13 protein-coding genes are annotated in these 18733 nt (G+C 40.9%); 1 reads left to right on the top strand and 12 read right to left on the bottom strand.

What is annotated here, in order from left to right; translation table 11 throughout:
• Positions 1-121: 121 nt before the first annotated feature.
• From rpsR to glpK, 10 genes are all read right to left on the bottom strand, one after another.
• Positions 122-364 carry a 30S ribosomal protein S18 gene (gene rpsR, locus FFM62_RS07590; RefSeq protein ID WP_115471451.1) on the bottom strand — a complete coding sequence of 81 codons (243 nt, stop codon included), beginning with the start codon at positions 362-364 and terminating at the stop codon, positions 122-124.
• Positions 365-418: 54 nt separating this feature from the next.
• Positions 419-970, bottom strand: coding sequence for a single-stranded DNA-binding protein (gene ssb / locus FFM62_RS07595; RefSeq protein WP_075268982.1), 552 nt, complete (start codon positions 968-970; stop codon positions 419-421).
• A gap of 71 nt (positions 971-1041) precedes the next feature.
• Positions 1042-1341, bottom strand: coding sequence for a 30S ribosomal protein S6 (gene rpsF, locus FFM62_RS07600; protein ID WP_115471450.1), 300 nt, complete (start codon positions 1339-1341; stop codon positions 1042-1044).
• A gap of 127 nt (positions 1342-1468) precedes the next feature.
• Entirely contained in the window at positions 1469-2413 is a 945-nt protein-coding gene (locus FFM62_RS07605) for a nucleoside hydrolase (protein WP_115471449.1), read from the bottom strand.
• Positions 2414-2479: 66 nt separating this feature from the next.
• Positions 2480-3466, bottom strand: coding sequence for a ribose-phosphate diphosphokinase (locus FFM62_RS07610; protein ID WP_115471448.1), 987 nt, complete (start codon positions 3464-3466; stop codon positions 2480-2482).
• Between the two features lie 124 nt (positions 3467-3590).
• Entirely contained in the window at positions 3591-4973 is a 1383-nt protein-coding gene (gene glmU / locus FFM62_RS07615) for a bifunctional UDP-N-acetylglucosamine diphosphorylase/glucosamine-1-phosphate N-acetyltransferase GlmU (RefSeq protein WP_075268978.1), read from the bottom strand.
• A gap of 21 nt (positions 4974-4994) precedes the next feature.
• On the bottom strand, positions 4995-5843 hold the full coding sequence (gene purR / locus FFM62_RS07620) for a pur operon repressor (protein WP_115471447.1): 849 nt from the start codon (positions 5841-5843) through the stop codon (positions 4995-4997).
• Between the two features lie 155 nt (positions 5844-5998).
• Complete coding sequence (locus FFM62_RS07625; RefSeq protein ID WP_075268976.1) at positions 5999-6469, bottom strand: 8-oxo-dGTP diphosphatase; 471 nt, start codon at positions 6467-6469, stop codon at positions 5999-6001.
• A gap of 101 nt (positions 6470-6570) precedes the next feature.
• Positions 6571-8037 (bottom strand): glucose-6-phosphate dehydrogenase, encoded by a 1467-nt coding sequence (zwf, locus tag FFM62_RS07630; protein ID WP_115471446.1) that lies wholly within the window; start codon positions 8035-8037, stop codon positions 6571-6573.
• A gap of 123 nt (positions 8038-8160) precedes the next feature.
• Positions 8161-9672, bottom strand: coding sequence for a glycerol kinase GlpK (gene glpK, locus FFM62_RS07635; RefSeq protein ID WP_115471445.1), 1512 nt, complete (start codon positions 9670-9672; stop codon positions 8161-8163).
• 205 nt (positions 9673-9877) lie between these two features.
• On the opposite strand from glpK, the gene FFM62_RS07640 reads away from it, so the two are divergent.
• Positions 9878-11077: an MDR family MFS transporter gene (locus FFM62_RS07640; protein WP_165845926.1), complete on the top strand. Its 1200-nt coding sequence runs from the start codon at positions 9878-9880 to the stop codon at positions 11075-11077.
• A gap of 230 nt (positions 11078-11307) precedes the next feature.
• On the opposite strand, the gene addA is transcribed toward FFM62_RS07640, so the two are convergent.
• Positions 11308-15108: a helicase-exonuclease AddAB subunit AddA gene (addA, locus tag FFM62_RS07645; RefSeq protein WP_115471443.1), complete on the bottom strand. Its 3801-nt coding sequence runs from the start codon at positions 15106-15108 to the stop codon at positions 11308-11310.
• Positions 15108-18674: a PD-(D/E)XK nuclease family protein gene (locus tag FFM62_RS07650; protein WP_115471442.1), complete on the bottom strand. Its 3567-nt coding sequence runs from the start codon at positions 18672-18674 to the stop codon at positions 15108-15110. The genes addA and FFM62_RS07650 overlap by 1 nt, the downstream gene beginning before the upstream one ends.
• Between the last annotated feature and the right edge of the window lie 59 nt (positions 18675-18733).

Below are 18733 nucleotides of genomic sequence, written 5' to 3' on the forward strand. Positions count from 1 at the left end.
TGTAGGTACATCGTGACTGCTTCAATTTGTACTTCTTTTGAAAACATAGTAAAACCCCGTAAGTTTTGGAAATTACTCCAACTTACGGGGTTCAGTTCACCTCGACTTTTTTTATATGCAATTAGTCTTCTGCAACGAATGGCAAAAGACCCATGATACGAGCACGCTTAATAGCAGTCGTAACCTTGCGTTGGTTCTTTGCTGAAGTTCCAGTTACACGACGAGGCAAAATCTTACCACGTTCTGAAATGAAACGTTCCAACAATTCAGTATCTTTATAATCCACGTATTTAATGTGGTTGGCTGCGATAAAGTCAACCTTACGACGGCGACGAGGTCCGCCACCACGACGTTGTTGTGCCATGATTAAATTCCTCCTGATAGAATGATGTCGTTAGACAATCTTGTTGTTAATAATTTAGAATGGTAGGTCATCGTCAGAGATATCAATCTCTTGACCACCACTGAAAGGATCATTTGATGATTGTGAACTAGCTGAACTGCCATTGAACACATTACCACTTGATGCTGGTGCGCCAAATGGGTTTTGTGATGCTGAAGAATTAAAATTCCCCTGACTACGCTGTTGTCCACCACCAAAATTATTCGTATTATTTGAACCATTATGAGAACGACGTGCTTCACTTTCAGCACGGCTTTCCAACAATGAGAAGTTATCAACAACTACTTCCGTGACATAAACACGTTGTCCCTGTTGATTTTCATAATTCCGAGTTTGAATACGGCCTTCAATACCAACTAACGAACCTTTTGATGTAAAATTAGCAAAATTCTCTGCTGACTTACGCCAAATGACAGCATTAACAAAATCGGTATCACGCTCACCGTTAGCATTTGTAAATTGTCGATTGACGGCAATTGTAAATGACCCAACAGCAGCACCAGAAGTCGTATAACGCAATTCAACATCACGTGTCAAACGACCAACCAGAACAACACGATTTATCATATGGAAAGCCTCCTTTCAAGGTCCTTAGACCTAGCCACTAAATTTTATTAAATTAATGTAATTTTTAAAAATTACTCAGCTGATGCTAGTTCACGCTTTACAACCATGTGACGTAAGATATCTTCTGAGATCTTAGCCAAACGATCGAACTCGTTAACAGGTGCGTCATCTTCTGCAGTAAATGTAACCACGTGGTAAAGACCCTCACGGTAACCTGCAATTTCAAAAGTAAAACGACGTGATGACCAGTCCTTTGACTCAACCACCGTAGCACCATTATCTGACAACACTTTGTCAAAACGCTCAACCAATGCCTTCTTAGCGTCAGCATTCATGTCAGGGCGAATAATGTATGTTAATTCGTATGCCATTATATATTCCTCCTTTTGGTCTATGGCCGACTACCTGCCGGCAAGGAAAGCTATCAATAAGTGATAACTCACAAACACTTATATTACACGACAAAAAGGCATTTTGCAAGCCTTAGCTATTCATTAATTACGATAATACTGCCAATGTATAATTCATGAATCGCTCCAAATAAAATGGTTCATCTACTTCAACAGCCACATAATTATTCTTATGTGGGTCACGCAGCCGGCTAGGATCACCAATCGTTCGACCATCGTTAGCATCTACCATCATGTTGAGTGGTAATAATGTTACAAAATTTGGATCAACTGCCACACCCACTGCTAGCGGATCATGCAAGGCTGCCCCAGCCTTATTAATGTCTAAGTTGTAATAGGCATCAATATAATAATCAAAAATATCTGCAAAAACGCGTCCTTTTTCAGTCCCTAAATCACGCCATTGTTTCGTTTCTTGTTTCGTTAACAAGGTCTGTAAGGTCACGTCTAAGCCAACCATTACCAAATGTTTAGCATGCTTAAACACATAGTCAGCCGCTTCAGGATCTTGGTTAATGTTTGCTTCAGTGTATGGCGTCACATTTCCTGGCACAACAAGTGCACCCCCCATTAACGTAATGTTACCAATCAAATCAGCTATTTGCGGATCCTTCTTAAAAGCTGCAGCCAAATTAGTCAATGGACCAGTTGGTACCACGACCAAATCATCAGCATATTGGTGGGCCGATGCAATCAGGAAATCAACCGCTGATGTTGTTGCTAGAGTTGTCTTAGGCTCTGGTAACTCAACATCCCCAATGGCATTTTTACCATGAATATCCATTGATACCTGCATGGTCTCAAAATTATCAGTGGTTGAAGAATGTGCCGCCCCAACAAAAACTGGTACATCCGATTTTCCTAATAGCTCTAATAGCTTCAAGGTGTTTTGTGCAGCAGTCTCAACTTGGGTATTTCCAAATGAGGATACCACACCAATTAAATCAGCATCCGGTGTTGCTAATGCATAAGCTAATGCCAATGCATCATCAACACCAGTATCTAGGTCTAAAATCATCTTCTTTTTTGCCATTACATTACCCCTCTTATAAAAAAACGTTGCTCTAAACTTTGCTAGAACAACGAATCATTTTCTTTCTTAGTCAGATGTACGGTGAAAGCGTGTCTTAAACAAAGGCGAAACAGCCTTGTTCTCATTAATGCGCTTAATTGCTTCACCAATCAATTCTGCAGTAGAAACTTGAACCAACTTAGGGAACTTCTTTTCTTCTGGTAAATTAAGTGAATCCGTCACAATAACCTTTTCAAATGCTGAGTTTTGCAAATTCTCCACAGCCTTACCTGAGAAGACTGCGTGTGTTGCAACCACATATACTTCGGCAGCTCCTTCGTCTTTCAACTTTTGAGCACCTTGCGTAATGGTACCACCAGTATCGATCATATCATCGATCATGATGGCACGCTTACCCTTAACATCACCAATAATATTCATAATTTGTGCAACATTAGCCTTTGGGCGACGCTTATCAATAATAGCGATTGGTTCGTGTGAACCTAATAATTCTGCCAAAGCACGTGCACGAGTAACACCACCATGATCAGGAGATACAATCACGGTATTATTATCAGCGATACCCGTTGTAATTAAGTAATCAGCCAACAATGGGGCACCAGTCATGTGATCAACAGGGATATCAAAGAATCCTTGAATTTGTGATGCATGCAAGTCAAGTGCTAATACTCGTGTTGCACCAACCATCTCTAGCATGTTAGCAACCAATTTTGCTGAAATTGGTTCGCGAGAACGTGCTTTACGATCCTGACGTGCATAACCGTAATAAGGCATCACAACATTAATTGAACGTGCGCTTGCTCGACGTAATGCATCAATCATAATCAACAGTTCCATCAAACTGTCATTAACTGGTGCTGATGTTGGTTGGATAATATAAACATTATCCCCACGGACAGATTCTTCAATATTGATTTGAATCTCCCCATCACTAAATCGGGCGATATTGATTTTCGATAGTTCCACACCAACAGCAGCAGCAATCTTTTCCGCTAATGGTTGATTGCTACTCAATGAAAATATTTTCAAATGTGGATCCGAATAAGTTGACATGCTTTCCTCCATAGACACATTCACGTGCGTATTCCAGTCTTTAATAATCCCATTGTACCGTTTTTCAACGCATTCTTCAATCCATTATTAACCGACCAACATGACAATCAACTTAATTCAATAATTATTTATTAAATTTTTTGAATAATGGTGTCCGTTGCCAGAAATCTGCTTTAACCGTTTGACGAGCACGGGCAATCCCCATGGCATGCTCTGGCACATTATCTGTAATAATCGAACCAGCGGCAATAAACGCTTCATCAGCAATATCTACCGGACTAATAATTTTTGATCCTGAACCAATAAAGGCACGGTCACCAACATTTGAATGCCATTTGTTCATACCATCATAGTTAACAAATACAGTCCCAGCACCAATATTTACATCAGCACCAATCGTTGCATCACCCAGATAAGACAAATGCCCCATTTTTGAGCGTACGCCTAAGGTTGCCTTCTTCACCTCAACAAAATTACCAGCGTGGGCTTCACGATCCAAGAAAGCTGCCGGACGTAGATGAGCAAACGGACCGACCGTTGCTGCCTCACGTACTTCAGCCTTTTCCAAATGACTGGCATCTATTTGAGCCCCATCAGCAACGATCGAATCAACAATGGTTGTTCCTGCCGTTAAGACAACATGGCTACCAATCTTAGTTTGACCCTTTAGATAGACGTTTGGTTCAATAACCGTATCGGCCCCAATTTGGACATCCACATCAATGTAAGTGTTCGTTGGGTCAATCAAAGTGACACCAGCTCGCATGTGGGCTTCATTAGTACGTTGGCGCATAATTTGATTTGCCTTAGCTAAAGCAACGCGGTCATTGACACCCATCGATTCACCAAAATCACTAATTTGGAAGGCGCCAACCGTTTGACCGGCTTCACGCAAAATCTCTAATGTGTCAGGCAAGTAGTATTCACCTTGTGCATTATCATTCGTGACATGTTGCAAGCTTTCAAATAATAATTGATTATCAAAGACATAGACACCAGTATTGATTTCATCAACCTTTTTCTCATCATCATTCGCATCTTTTTGCTCGACAATTCGTAGGACGTTACCTTGCTCATCACGAATAATACGACCATACCCAGTTGGATCTGGTGCTTTGGCTGTCAATACAGTAACAGCATTATTTGATTGTTCATGATAGCTAAATAGGTCTTCATAAGTGGTGGTAGTAAACATTGGTGCATCCCCTGAAGCAATCAGCGTGACACCTTGTTCACTTGCCAACAATGGGGCGGCCATCTGAATGGCATGACCAGTACCTAATTGTTGCGTTTGCACTGCAAATTCAGAAGAATCCCCTAGCGTCTCTTTTACCTGATCCGCACCGTTACCAACAACAGTAACCGTTTTGTCAACACCAGCATTTTTTACCGTATCGACTACCAATTGTACCATTGGCTTACCACCAACTTTATGCAACACCTTTGGTAAAGTAGACTTCATTCGGGTCCCTTTTCCTGCAGCTAAAACAATGACAAATCTTTGCATGACTTCCACCTTAATCTAATACTATTTATTTTCTAATTCTTCTTCAAACTTGGTATAAATTTCATCGGCATAATTACCAGGTGTGACGTGAATAATACCATCATCCTTATTTGTATCCACATGAATCAATGATGTGTATTCATCAATTACACGATGCTCAACGCGGCCTTCAGCGACAACGGCAGAACCAACCACTTGTCCTTCGAATTCTTTAACTAGAGAAGCCATACCACGGATGGTACCACCAGCCTTCATAAAGTCATCAACAATCAATACGCGTGAGCCCATTGGCAAAGAACGTCGTGATAACTCAAGCTTTTCTAACCGTTGTGACTGACCAGTGACATAATTGACTGACATCGTTGGCCCTTCAGTAACCTTTGTATCATTACGGACAATCACGAATGGGACATTTAATTCTTCAGCTACTGCTTGCGCAACTGGAACACCTTTGGTTGCTGCCGTCATAACAGCATCGATTGGCTCGCGCAAATATTGTGTTGCAATCAAGCGACCAATGCGTTGCAAAAACCAAGGTTGGCCTAAAATATCTGATAAATAAACATAGCCACCTGGCAAGACACGAGTCTCATCATCAATGACATTAACTAATGAGTCCACAAATTCTTTGGCATCATCTTTCGTCATATATGGTGTGAAACGGGCACCACCAGCAGCCCCCGGAATCGTCTCCAAAAGGCCAATGCCGCGCTCATGAAATGTCCGCTTTAAAATGGTCAAATCCTCTGAAATAGATGATTTGGCACTTTCATATTCTTCAGCAAAATGTGTTAGTGAAACTAAAGTACGTGGTCGTTCTAGCAAATAACGTGTCATATCTACTAAGCGATCGCTTCGACGTGTTTTCATATTTTATAACCTCGAACGTTCGGTATTTTTTAATTTAATACTGACAGTATAACATATCCGTTCATTTTTCGTTTTAAAAAAACGTTTAAAGCCGAAGACAGCCGATATGTTCTTATAATAATCAGCATTTTTTCGGACGTTCGTGTTTTATCATATTATTGCCAACTTATATCTTGCCGCTGCTGATCAATCGTTGCATATAATGCTAATTCATTAATTTCAGGTTTATCAAAAACGGGCAGCATCTCTGCAAACGTGTGCGGTAATTTAAACTGGCCACTCAATAATTCCTCGCGGGTCGTCCAGAATATTTCACCTTCACGTCCAGTTTGAATCTCACCTTGATATTGATCAGTCTTATATAAAAAGACGATATAGCGAGCCCCATCTGCTAATGGCCATTCTTTGATACCAACCATTTTAGGTGATGCAATTGTTAAACCGGTCTCTTCATAGGCTTCTCGATAAACTGACTGTGTGACCGTCTCTCCCTCCTCTACGTGCCCGCCCGGAAAAGTAACTCCTGGCCACGCCGGATTCCGTCGATTTTCGACTAAAATTTCGTGTGTTTGCGGATTTTCAATCATAATCATATTAGTTAATTCAATTGCTGTGTATCTGGCCATAATAACTCCTTTATTCTTGAAACAAATAATCCTCCGTCACTTATTATCAAATAACAAGCACTACGGAGGATCGACAATCTATTTAATTTTTAAAAACCAGTTTAACCCTTAAAGACCCATTCGTTGCCGTCTTTTGCTAACAACTCATCAGCCGCAACTGGTCCCATTGAACCTGAAACATAGTTAGGGAATGATTCTTTCTTAGCATCCCAAGCAGCTTGAATGGCATCAACGAACTTCCAAGCAGTTCCCACACCATTCCAGTCAGCGAAGTTTGATCCATCACCATTCATGGCATCATGAATCATACGCTCGTATGGTTCAGGCGTAACGGCCTTATCTTCATCAGAAACTTGCCAATCTAGGTTAATCATACGTGTTGCAAATGCTGACGTAATATCCTTTGCATTGATCTTAAATTCAATACCACCCTTAGGGTCGATCAAAATTGATAATACTGGATTATCTAATGAAACGTCTTCACCAAAGATATTCAAGCCTTTCTTAAAGACAATATCGACACGGGTTGACTTCGCAGCTAAACGCTTACCTGAACGAATGTAGAATGGTACACCTTCCCAACGGGGCATATCAAATTGTAGTTTACCAGCAACGTACGTATTATTTTGTGAATCTGCTGGTACATCCATTTCATCCAAGTATTTCTTTTGTGAACCATCTGCTGATTCACCATATTGACCACGCACAAAGTTAGCCGCAACTTCCTCAGGTGTGTTATAAATCTTCAAAGAATCAAAGGCTGCATTCTTAGCTGCCCGAATTTCTTTATCATTAAATGATGCTGGCTTTTCCATGGCTAACCAACCAATCACTTGCATCGTGTGATTTTGAATCATATCACGCAAGGCACCAGCTGTATCATAGTATCCAGCTCGTTCTTCAACACCCAAAACTTCTGACAAAGTCACTTGAATGTTTTCGATGTAGTCCTTATTCCAAGCCGCATCAAATAGTGGGTTACCAAAACGAACCGCTGCAATATTTTGAACCATTTCTTTACCAAGATAGTGATCGATACGGTAAATTTGGCTTTCATCAAAAGCTTCTGACAATTCGTTTTGCAATTCTTCAGCTGTATCATATGAAGAACCAAATGGCTTTTCAATCATCAGACGGTTAAATTCACCATTTTCAGTTAGCAAATTCTCTGACTTCAAATACTTAGCAACTGTACCAAAGAAGCGAGGTGCAACTGACATATAGAAAATACGGTTACCCTTCAAATCATACTTAGCATCCAATTCATTATTCAATGCAAGCATGTCAGCATAGCCAGTTTTATCCGGAATATCTAAACGAATGTAATAAAAGTGTGAAACAAACTCTTCAGCATTCGCCTGATCTTCAGTAAAATCAGCGATTGATGTGCGAACTAGCTCACGGAATTCATCTGTCGTTAAATCCTGACGAGCAGTTCCAATAATCGCAAAATGTTCTTGTAAGAAACCTTTCTTAAAAAGGTTATAGGTAGATGGATATAACTTACGCTTAGCTAAGTCTCCAGTCCCACCAAAAAACGTCAACAATGTTGTAATTTCTTTAGGCACGATGAATGCTCCTTTACTAGTGAGTTCTTAAAACAATTATTAAATAAGTACATCATTACTTTCATCAACAATTATAAACTTTTTTTCACAAGTTTTCTATAACAATGTACATCGCTTACAATTTTAGACTTCTCCAAAAAATCGAGTCGCCTTGATTGCATTACGCCAACCTTGACGTAAGTGCTGGCGTTGTTCTTCGGCCAAGTTTGGCTTAAATTGACGACCAGCTTGGACATAGTGTTGTAAGTCCGATAGATCCTGCCAGTAACCAACTGCAATTCCAGCCAAAAAGGCTGCCCCAAGTGGCGTAGCGTCCTCATCTAAGGAACGTTCAATGTCAACATGAGCAATGTCCGACTGAAATTGCATTAAGTATGGATTACGTGAAACAGAGCCATCCGCTTTCATTGTCGCTAATTCATAGCCCGAGTCTTTCTTCATGGTTGATAAAATATCCGCAGTTTGATAAGCAATCGATTGCAAAGTTGCCTTTACAAAATCGGCCTTGTTGGTCCCACGTGTCATACCAAAGACGGTTCCACGTGCATTCGGATCCCAATATGGTGCTCCCAAACCATTAAATGCGGGAATCACATAAATTTCATTATGATTATCCGATTCTTCGGCCAACGACCAGGCATCTAGTTGCGTTTCAATCATGCCTAAGCGATCATGTAACCATTGAATAGCTGTTCCAGCTGAAAAAATTGATCCTTCTAAGGCGTAGACGGGTTGATCATCGATTTTATAAGCAATGGTCGTAACTAGACGATTATTAGACATCACCGGTTCATTACCAGTGTTCATAATCATAAATGCTCCAGCACCATACGTATTTTTGACCATACCCTTTTCAAGAGCCAGTTGACCGACCATCGAAGCATTTTGATCACCAATAACACTAGCAATCGGTACTTGACCACCGAAGAACGACATGGGACTCGTGCGACCAATTACTTCACTACTATTATGGACCTCAGGTAGCATACTTAATGGAATGTTGAACATCTTTAATAATTCATCATCCCATTCTTGTGTATGAATGTTGTACAGCATTGTTCGAGCAGCATTCGTCGCATCAGTTGCATGAACGGCACCATCAGTCAGTTGCCACGTTAACCAGGTATCCACTGTTCCAAAAACTAAGTCACCATTTTCGGCCGCTGCCTGTGCACCAGGAACATTATCCAAAATCCAGCGAATTTTGGTTGCTGAGAAGTACGCACTAACAGGCAGACCAGTTTTTTGACGAATCAATTCCGTCTTTTCAGCATCATCAGCAATACTTTGAGCAATATCCTGTGATTGTGTCGATGACCAACTAATTGCATTATAAATTGGCTGTCCCGTTTGACGATGCCATATAATCGTTGTTTCACGTTGGTTTGCGATTCCCAACGCCTTAATCTCATCCCCCCGAATACCGGCATTGATTAACGCATCAGCAACTGCTGTCTGAGTTGCATGCCAAATATCTAACGGCCGTTGTTCTAACCAACCAGTCCTTGGGATCACTGGCGTCATTGGAATAGCAACTGATGTCACACGCCGGGCATTATGATTGAAAACAATCGCTCGCGTGCCGGTTGTTCCTTGATCAATTGCTAAAATATATTCTGGTTTCTTAATCGCCATTTTTTATTCCCCAATAATTCTATCTAGATTTGAAACTCATCTTCATTAAGTATACCAATTCCCACAGATTATGCTAAACTTTTCTAGTAGTCAAAACAAATAGACACACTTTTTAGGTGCATAATACCACATATAAGAGTCATCTTAAAATGATATCGTGTCACAATTTTTTATTCATATCAGTTCACACATTCATGGAGGATTTATGATAAGTCAGTCGTCACCAGACGGCGATGTGCACAAACCACAGCACGTCGAAATTAAAGCCATCATTTTATACATTACAACGTTTTTCCAATCCACAGGCGCTTCACTGATTTGGCCAATCACAACACTCTATATGCATAATGTCTTACATCAAAGTATGACTGTATCAGGAGTCGTTGTGATGGGGCTTTCGGTAACCATGATGTTCGGTAATTGGTTAGGCGGCCGTCTCTTTGATCGCTGGAGTCCGTATAAAGCCATGACCCTCTCAGTTGGCGTCGCCCTAGCGATTCTAATCATGCTAACTTTTTGGCACAGTTGGCCAGTTTTTGCACTATTTATGTTATTAATTGGTTTTGCAGATGGTCTTATTTACACTTTAGTAAATGCCTACGCAACCACCATCCAATCTATAGATACGAGAAAGGTGTTCAATTTCCAATACCTCTTTATGAACGTTGGTGTGGTTGCCGGTACTGCAATCGTCGGTTTCCTATTTGATTACGGTGTTAAATACGTATTTGGTAGCGCTGCTATCATGTACACTGTATTTTTTATTCTTGTCATTAAATACTTTAATATTAAAGGGTTGGCCAAACAAAGCGCACAAGCAGCTGCTCGAGCCGCAAAAAGCACCTTCAAAACGCCTACTATCATCTATGCCATTTTAGGATTAGCTTTCGCCTTCTACATGTCATACATGTTATGGGAAACCGTCATTGCAACGCATATGACTGACCTTGGTATGACAACCAAAGATTATTCATTCTTGTGGACCCTAAATGGTATCATCATTATTTTTGGTCAGGGACTACTAAACCGAATTATTGACCGTTTACCACTACGTCTAACTGTTTTAGGTGGTTCAACTTTATTTGCGCTATCATTCCTAGTATTGATTCAGGCAAAAACATACCCCATGTTTATCGTTAGTTTTGTCATTTTGACTATCGGAGAAATTTTTGCTAGCCCACAGATTCCTGCTTGGGTCGACAAATTAAGTGATCCAACTGCGAAAGGTCACGCTCAAGGGTTGTTGACTATGTTCGTTTCCTTAGGACGTGCGATCGGCCCACTTTATGGTGGTTTATTGATCGATGGTGGCTCATACAAGTTACTCTTTGCATCCGTCTTTATTCTGATGATGTTCTTCGTCGCTTTGACATTAATATTGAATATACGTCATCTAAAAAAGTAAGGAGAGCGAGACAAAAGCCGCTTTGAATCCAGTGTGTAACGTTGTTTTCGCCATTTTTGGCCGTGGACAGGAATGGCGTAAATGACATTACATTGAGGCTTCAGGCTTTTGGAACGCGTTTATGCTATAAAATTTACAGCCTTATAATTAATGCATTATTAACACAAAGAGGTTGGGACAAAACAATTGTCCCAACCTCTTTTATGTTTAATTTTTACAGTATAAACGCATTACAACCGAATTAATTTTTCGGCATTAATAGCATAAATAAATCGTTTAGGCATTGGTAAGCCCATCGCAACTAGCGCTTGTGCATAAATGTTTAATTGGCCAGCATATCGCTTAGTCAAAACATCTGTCGCCGACTTCTGTGAAACGTGATCTGTTTTATAATCAAACAACCAAATTTCATCATCCACTTGGAAATACCCATCAATAATTCCGTGTACTAACACCTTATCGTCACCATCAAACGCGCGGTATAACCGCTTTGCATCTAACAACAGTGAAAATGGTACTTCTCGTTGTAACGTATCAGCATGTCGGACCATTTGTTTACCAAGTGGTGAATCAGTAAAGAACCGTACGATTTTATCAACCGAAATTAACGGCGCAATTTTATCGTCAATTAATTGTTCAGCAACTAGTTCTTGGATAAGTGCCTTGATTGTTGCCAATGTTGGCAAACCGGCTGTTAAATCTAGCCGTTGCATTACCAAATGGGTCGCCGTTCCAATGGCAGCTGAAGACAAGCGTGTCGCCGATTCCTGCATGAATTCCGGCGCCGGTAACTCTTCATCAGTCAGCCGTAGTCCCGCCAAATCATCCGTCACCAACCGACGATCGATCAACTGACGTCCCTCGGTTAAGTCAGGATCTTCAAATAATCGTTTGATTTCGGACACCGACTGATAGGCAGTCGCACGTGTTGCCGTTTCATAAGGATACTGGAATTGAAGAACCGGTTGCCAATTGGTATTTTCAGTTACCGTTTGTGCAACATTCCCCGTATCTGGTTTTTCATCAACCATTGGTTGATAGTTTGCCACTCGTGTCACTAAATCTTGTGTATTCACAGCTTCCACGTCATATTCAAAAACATTTTTAGGCGCTTTGGCTCGGATATCATCAAACTGCATGACGTCATGCTCATCATAAGCGCGCAGCGGTGCCAAACGTTCTGGCGCTTGGGGGTGGCGAATCAACGTCATCCCAATCAAATCCATGAATGATTTTCCAGCAAGACGAATCGTATCTGGTAACATCCACTCCGTTACCCCAGCACTCTGCTGCCAAGTTTGCCATAACTTATCAACACCATCATAGGCACCAACTATAAATAATTGTTGCTCGGCACGGGTTAGGGCCACATACAACACTCGCAATTGTTCAGCATATGCATTTTGGCGTTTTACTTGTGCAATATACTCATGCTGTGGGGTACTTAATTTCAGATGATGCGGTAAATCAATATAATTCATCCCACCACCAGCATGGGCATCAAGAATAATACTGCCTTGTGTCTCTCGTTGACTAATCATTGTACGAGTCGCATTTAATAGAAAGACAACCGGGAATTCTAATCCCTTGGAATGATGAATCGTCATCAATAACACACTATTTTGAGCCACATTTGCATCGGCTTCACCTAAGTCTTTATCTTGATTCTGTAACTGAATCACATAGTTAATAAATTGATATAACCCCACAAAACTGCTCTTTTGATAGGCAGCTGCACGCTCATACAGTGCGTGCAGATTGGCTTGTCGCTGAGCACCTGAAGGCAACCCACCAACATAATCCAGCCACCCAGTTCGGTTATAAATTGCCCACAACAACGTCACAATTTGGTTCTGAACGGCCAAATCACGAAATACTGCTAAATCAGCTAAGAAGCGTTGGACTTGTGCTTGTGTTTTCGTTACCAATTCAGCAGAAATACCAGGAACATCAACACGCATTTCAATACTTGCTAGTTGTTTAACAGCCGTATAAAAATCTTCATCTGGCGTTTGTGCGCGAATCAATGCCAGACCATTCTCAGCAATGCTATATAGCGGTGAACGTAATACAGCCGCCAACGGAATATCCTGATGTGGATTATCAATCACTTGTAGGAAACTCATAATCACTGATATTTCAGTTGTCTGAAAATAATTTTCCGTCCCATCAATCATGATTGGTATGCCCATTTCACGAAAGATATCTAAGACATCTAGGTTTTGGCTCTTCGTTGGCACCAAGATCGTAATATCACCATAGTTGATTGGTCGCTTCATTTCAGCATGACGATCATAAATTTCAAACTTTGATTGCACCAATTCTTGTATCTTTAATGCTGTCAAACGAATTTGCCCCGTCGCCTTTGTATAAGGAGCCTCAGAAGTTGTTGGTTCAACTCCTTTATCACTTTCAGCGTCTGCACCCAAGTCTTCTGAACTAGCATCATCTAAATAAAGCAAAAGTTCTGCTTTTTTTGGCAATTCCTCTGGATAATACGTTGCACCAGCAACCAATTCAGCTTCACCAGTATACTCAATATCACCCAATGAACGACTCATCGCTTGCGCAAAGATATAGTTAATGAAATTCGTCACGTTAGGCTGTGATCGGAAGTTCTCCTGTAACGTAATGACAGCACTTGTTGAATCAGATGGATAAGTTGCTAATTTACCCGCAAATAATGTTGGGTCTGCTTGGCGGAACTTATAAATAGACTGCTTAATATCACCAACTTGGAATAAATTATCACCCGCAGTAATTTCATCCAGAATCGCCTCCTGCAATTGATTCGTATCCTGATACTCATCGACCATGATTTCAGTATAGTGTGTCCGTAATTCTGTTTTCACTTTTTCTTGGCTAACGATTTGCAAAGCAAAATGCTCTAAATCATTAAAATCCAATACTTTACGACGTAATTTTTCAGCCAAAAAGTCCTCACTAAAATCTTTGGTTAACTGAACCAAACGTGAAATCACAGAACCAGCACCTTGAATGGCTAATGACAACCCCGCTTGGTCGAGAACAAAATACTTTTCCAATAAGGTCGTAAAGCGCTTCTTTAATGCTTCACGTTCATCTTTGACTTTATCCCAAGCTGCTTTCAACGCCGGATCATGTTTCTTCGTGAAATTTTTACGTTTACCTTGTGCATTAAGACCCCATCCCATCAACTCAGACTGTCGTAACGTTTGTCGCATAGTGTCCCAATCACTGGTTTCACTTTGGACAACTTGCAAGACCTGTTGATAGGTCGTTTCATCTGCTTGCAAATTCAATAAACGATTCATCGCTGGGGCTTCATCCATTGTATCGGGGGCTTGTGCAACCAAGCCGGATGCCTTAACAACAATGCCTTGTAATTCTTGTAAAATTTGTGGTTTTAACTGCTCTTGATAAAACTTGCTAGTTGTGAAATCTGCTGACCCTACCTGATATAAATCCGATAGATGATCCAACCAATCAACCGTGTCAGGACGGGCAGTCGCAAAATCATATAAAGAAAAAGTCGCTTCCTGCAAAGATTTATCATCTGTGCTACTCGTTGTAAATTGCGCAGCGAAGTTCGCAAAGGTCTGTTGTTCATCATGAGCATATTGTTCTTCTAACAACGTATTGTAAACTTCGAGCATAACTAAGGTACGTTCTGCATCGTCCATCAGCCGAAACTGTGGATCCAAATCAATCGTGTAATGATATTGTTCAATTAGGCGTAGCGCAAAAGCATGTAATGTTGAGATATTAGCGATATTCAACAGTCGCAATTGCTTCAAAAGATGTTGTCGTTGGTCACCAGTGCTCTCAATAAGTTTGGCACGGATTTCTCCTTCTAAACGTTCTTTCATTTCGCTTGCCGCTGCTTCAGTAAACGTCACAATCAAAAACTCGTTAACATTTTCACCAGCCAATAAGCGACGCATCACACGCTCAACCAAGACACGCGTTTTCCCTGAGCCGGCTGATGCTGATACCAACACATTACGCCCTTTTGTCTCAATGGCTGCTGATTGAGAATCAGTAAATTTCATTATTTTTGACCCTCCTCTGATTCCTGATGATAATTCTGAATAAAACGCGTCATTGCTTCTAACGTCGCACTGACTGATAACTTTTGCAAATGGTTATACCGATTTCCCATCATAGCATCAAACATCATAATTGGTTTATATGGTGAATACATCAACCCTGTATTGGCAGCGCCATCACGGAATGGATATAACGGAAAAGCTCCATCTAGAATTTGCTCAGCAATATCTTTAATTTTGTATTCGTTAAACTGCAACAATGTTTCTAAGGTATTGTCTGAAACAACATCAGCACTCTTCTTAAACGAAGAATCTTTTTTCCGGTCAATTGCATAAGGAGCCACGATATCAGGCGTGCTTTCAAGCTGTGTAATATAATCCTCATTTGTGCGTAAGATTCCTCGATAACGACCTTGATCAATCGCTTGTTTATCAGCGGCTGACTGCAATTGTTGTAAGGAATCTCCTGTCAAATCACTCATGCTGATCCATGGATTTTGGAGTGTCCAAAATAGCGCGCCCCCCATCTCACTATCTGGTAAGATATCTTTATTCATTAGCATAGCTGTCCAATAGGTCATTAATTGTAATTCTAACCCGGCATAAGCTTTACTATAATCAAACACACGTTTGCTTGATTTGTAATCAACAATGGTCAAAAAATTACCGGCAGTGGTTTCAACCAAATCATAGCGATCAACTTTACCACGAACTTTAACGTGCCCAAACGGTATCTCATATGCAACTGGTTTTAGGTCACTTTGCGGCAAACCAAAACCGGCTTCAACACCAATTGTATGGATACCACCATCAAGCAGTTGACCACGTTTCATACTCGTCATGGTTTCATGAACCTGCATCGCCAGCCGTTGGGTCAAAAACTGCATCCGTGATGAACTATTGAAAATATCATATGTTGGATCATCACTGGTCAAAAGCCCTTGTAAAATATCTTGTTCTAATTTACGCAGTTGGTCATCAGTCAATGCACCGAGTACTTGTTCGTTAGTAATTAGCACCTGGAAAATTTGTTCCAACATGGCATGCATCAAAGTTCCCTTTTCAGCTGGTGTTAACTGCAAAACTTGTCGTTCTTGTAGCCGTAAACCATATTGTAAGAAGAATTCATACGGGTTACGCGAATAACTTTCCAAACGTGAAATCGATGCTTTTAAATCATGGCCAAAGAGTTTATTGACCAATGCTGGTTGTAGCTTTTCTGGTTCGTTTTGATAATGCAAACTACCTAATAATCGTTGTAATTGATGTGGTGCCAACTGTTGTACTTGTTTCATCAAGTTACGCCAGGCACTACTTAAGTCATTATTCGCTGTCTCTGATTGCTTAGCCTGCCGATTGGCAATCACAATTTGGGCAATCGTACTCGTGGGTGTACCGACATAATTAGCAACCTGGTTACTCATTGGATCAGGCAAGGCATCAAATTGAATTGGATCCAGTTTAAATTGCTTTTGCATACGTGTGACATAGGTAGATGGTTGTTGTGCCCCATCCCCATCGCTTGTGGCATATGTCCATATCAACCGTTGATCAGCAACCATCATTGCACGATACATCAACAATGATTCTTGAGCCATTTGTTGTTCCGAAGTCTCTTTCAAAAAAACATTATCAGGCAATGCTGGCTGCAAAACTGCCCGGTCACCATCATGTAGGATTGCTTTAATTCGCGTAACGGCTGGTAAATTATGATTCGTTGCCCCGAATACAATAACCGTTTCATAGCCAGTTCGTTGCACGATTCCGCTTTCAGAAATATGCACTTGGTCCATCGTGGATGGCACACCAGAATAATTCGCACTATCAAAAGCGGCTTTAAAAACATCTTGCAACGTTTCTAAGGTCATTTCCGCTGTATCAAATACTTGAACAAAATCATCCAAAATACCAATAAATACTCGCCAAACTTGTTCGGGTTGTTGTGCAGCCCACAAATCTCCTTTGGCAATCGCCTGATCACGCCAATCAAGCAAGCGCTTTTGGACACCAATTTGCGTTATAAACTGATATAGTTCACGGGCCATTTCACGGGCGGTTTGTGCGTGTTGTAGTTGATGCAAAAATGGGGCAACCACTTGACTAATTTGGTCATGAATCATCGCCAATTGCGCATCTTTACCCGCAACCCGTTCACGAGTTACTTCATCATCACTGGTCAATGCTTGGCGATCATATTGCCAAGGCGTTTTATCCGTCCATTGCCACCCAGCAATGTTTTTGGCCAACACATAATTCTCAGTTTCCGCAAGTGCTTCACGATAATCCGCCAATGAAACGTCTGCTGGTATCAACAACTCCGTTTTTAAAAAACTCATGACATCTGTAATCGTATATGTCGGTGCCAAATGGAGTAACTCATCCAAAAAAGCAACTAACGGATGGGCTGACATGGGCCGATCTAAGTCCATAAACATCGGAATGTCATAACGAGCAAAAACCGCTGGCACGATATTTTCATACTGACCCAAATCACGCGTCATTAATAAGTAATCACGATAGCGATGCTTGCCGGCAGCGACTTCTTGCCGAATCAAACGTGCCATCTGTTCGACTTCTTGGTAACGCGTATGAGTCTGCCAAATCTCAAGTCCCCCCTGGGCATCGTATTGTTCGCGCACAATTCCCTGCTGCTCATACTTTATCCAGAAATCTTCAACGGCCAACATCCCCGCACTCATCTGACGTTGGGCTGTAATCGTATTTGCGATAACTGGCACTTGATGTGTAACGGCCGCATCCCGTAGTTGTCGGCCAAGTTGCTTAGGTCGATAAAACAAATCATTTTCAGAAATGGCTGATTCGGTCAAACTAGCTGATCCATCATCTGCTGGTAATGCAATCGTTACCCCACCAGCATACGTAATCAACGCTTCAACCAATCCACGTTCAGGCGACGTCATTTGCGAATAATCATTAATAAAGAAGTAATGATGTGAAATATCTGTTTTTTCCGTTGCTAAATAAACTTTCAAGGCCAATAATAAATCACTACTTAAATACTGACCACGTTGCGTTAATTCAGTTTCTAACGAACGCCCAATGGTCGCTAAGTCATGCAGTTTCATCTGCAACGTCTCTTGATTTGTCAGCCCATCGGCCATTGCCGTGACATCGTCCCATGATAAGCCGGATTGTTTTAACTCTAATAATTGGGTCGTAAATTGGCCAATGAATCCTTGTTTACTCAATAAATTACCATATAATTGCAATTCATCTTGATGCTGTTGTAGTAGTGTCTGGACTAACATCGTGAGCCCATTTTGTGACAAGTTTGCCTGTTGATAAATGGGATCATTTTGCATGTAGTACCAGGCTAAACGGCTTAATGAAAAAACCGAAACATTAGGTACTGAAATTGCGGCGCCATGGTGACCTTCTAATGTTGCCAGCCTGGTTAAAACATGTATTTCTGTTTCAAATTTGATATGATTTGGGACAATATAAAATACTTGTGCTTGTTTATCTGTCGCTAAAACCTGTTGTATGCGCTGTAATAATGCCAATTCATGGTCAGCGCTTGAGCGACCAAATAATAATTCTAACGCCATGTGTTGCCTCCAATATCACTAGTTATTACTCTTATTTTACCAGTTATCAGCTAACTTTT

The sequence above is a fragment of the Weissella thailandensis genome (genome assembly GCF_005405465.1).
Lineage (GTDB): Bacteria > Bacillota > Bacilli > Lactobacillales > Lactobacillaceae > Weissella > Weissella thailandensis.

Excerpts from the sequence above, each read along its gene's own strand:
- rpsR (WP_115471451.1), bottom strand. The coding sequence starts at position 364 with ATGGCACAACAACGTCGTGGTGGCGGACCTCGTCGCCGTCGTAAGGTT.
- ssb (WP_075268982.1), bottom strand. The coding sequence starts at position 970 with ATGATAAATCGTGTTGTTCTGGTTGGTCGTTTGACACGTGATGTTGAA.
- rpsF (WP_115471450.1), bottom strand. The coding sequence starts at position 1,341 with ATGGCATACGAATTAACATACATTATTCGCCCTGACATGAATGCTGAC.
- FFM62_RS07605 (WP_115471449.1), bottom strand. The coding sequence starts at position 2,413 with ATGGCAAAAAAGAAGATGATTTTAGACCTAGATACTGGTGTTGATGAT.
- FFM62_RS07610 (WP_115471448.1), bottom strand. The coding sequence starts at position 3,466 with ATGTCAACTTATTCGGATCCACATTTGAAAATATTTTCATTGAGTAGC.
- glmU (WP_075268978.1), bottom strand. The coding sequence starts at position 4,973 with ATGCAAAGATTTGTCATTGTTTTAGCTGCAGGAAAAGGGACCCGAATG.
- purR (WP_115471447.1), bottom strand. The coding sequence starts at position 5,843 with ATGAAAACACGTCGAAGCGATCGCTTAGTAGATATGACACGTTATTTG.
- FFM62_RS07625 (WP_075268976.1), bottom strand. The coding sequence starts at position 6,469 with ATGGCCAGATACACAGCAATTGAATTAACTAATATGATTATGATTGAA.
- glpK (WP_115471445.1), bottom strand. The coding sequence starts at position 9,672 with ATGGCGATTAAGAAACCAGAATATATTTTAGCAATTGATCAAGGAACA.
- FFM62_RS07640 (WP_165845926.1), top strand. The coding sequence starts at position 9,878 with ATGATAAGTCAGTCGTCACCAGACGGCGATGTGCACAAACCACAGCAC.
- addA (WP_115471443.1), bottom strand. The coding sequence starts at position 15,108 with ATGAAATTTACTGATTCTCAATCAGCAGCCATTGAGACAAAAGGGCGT.
- FFM62_RS07650 (WP_115471442.1), bottom strand. The coding sequence starts at position 18,674 with ATGGCGTTAGAATTATTATTTGGTCGCTCAAGCGCTGACCATGAATTG.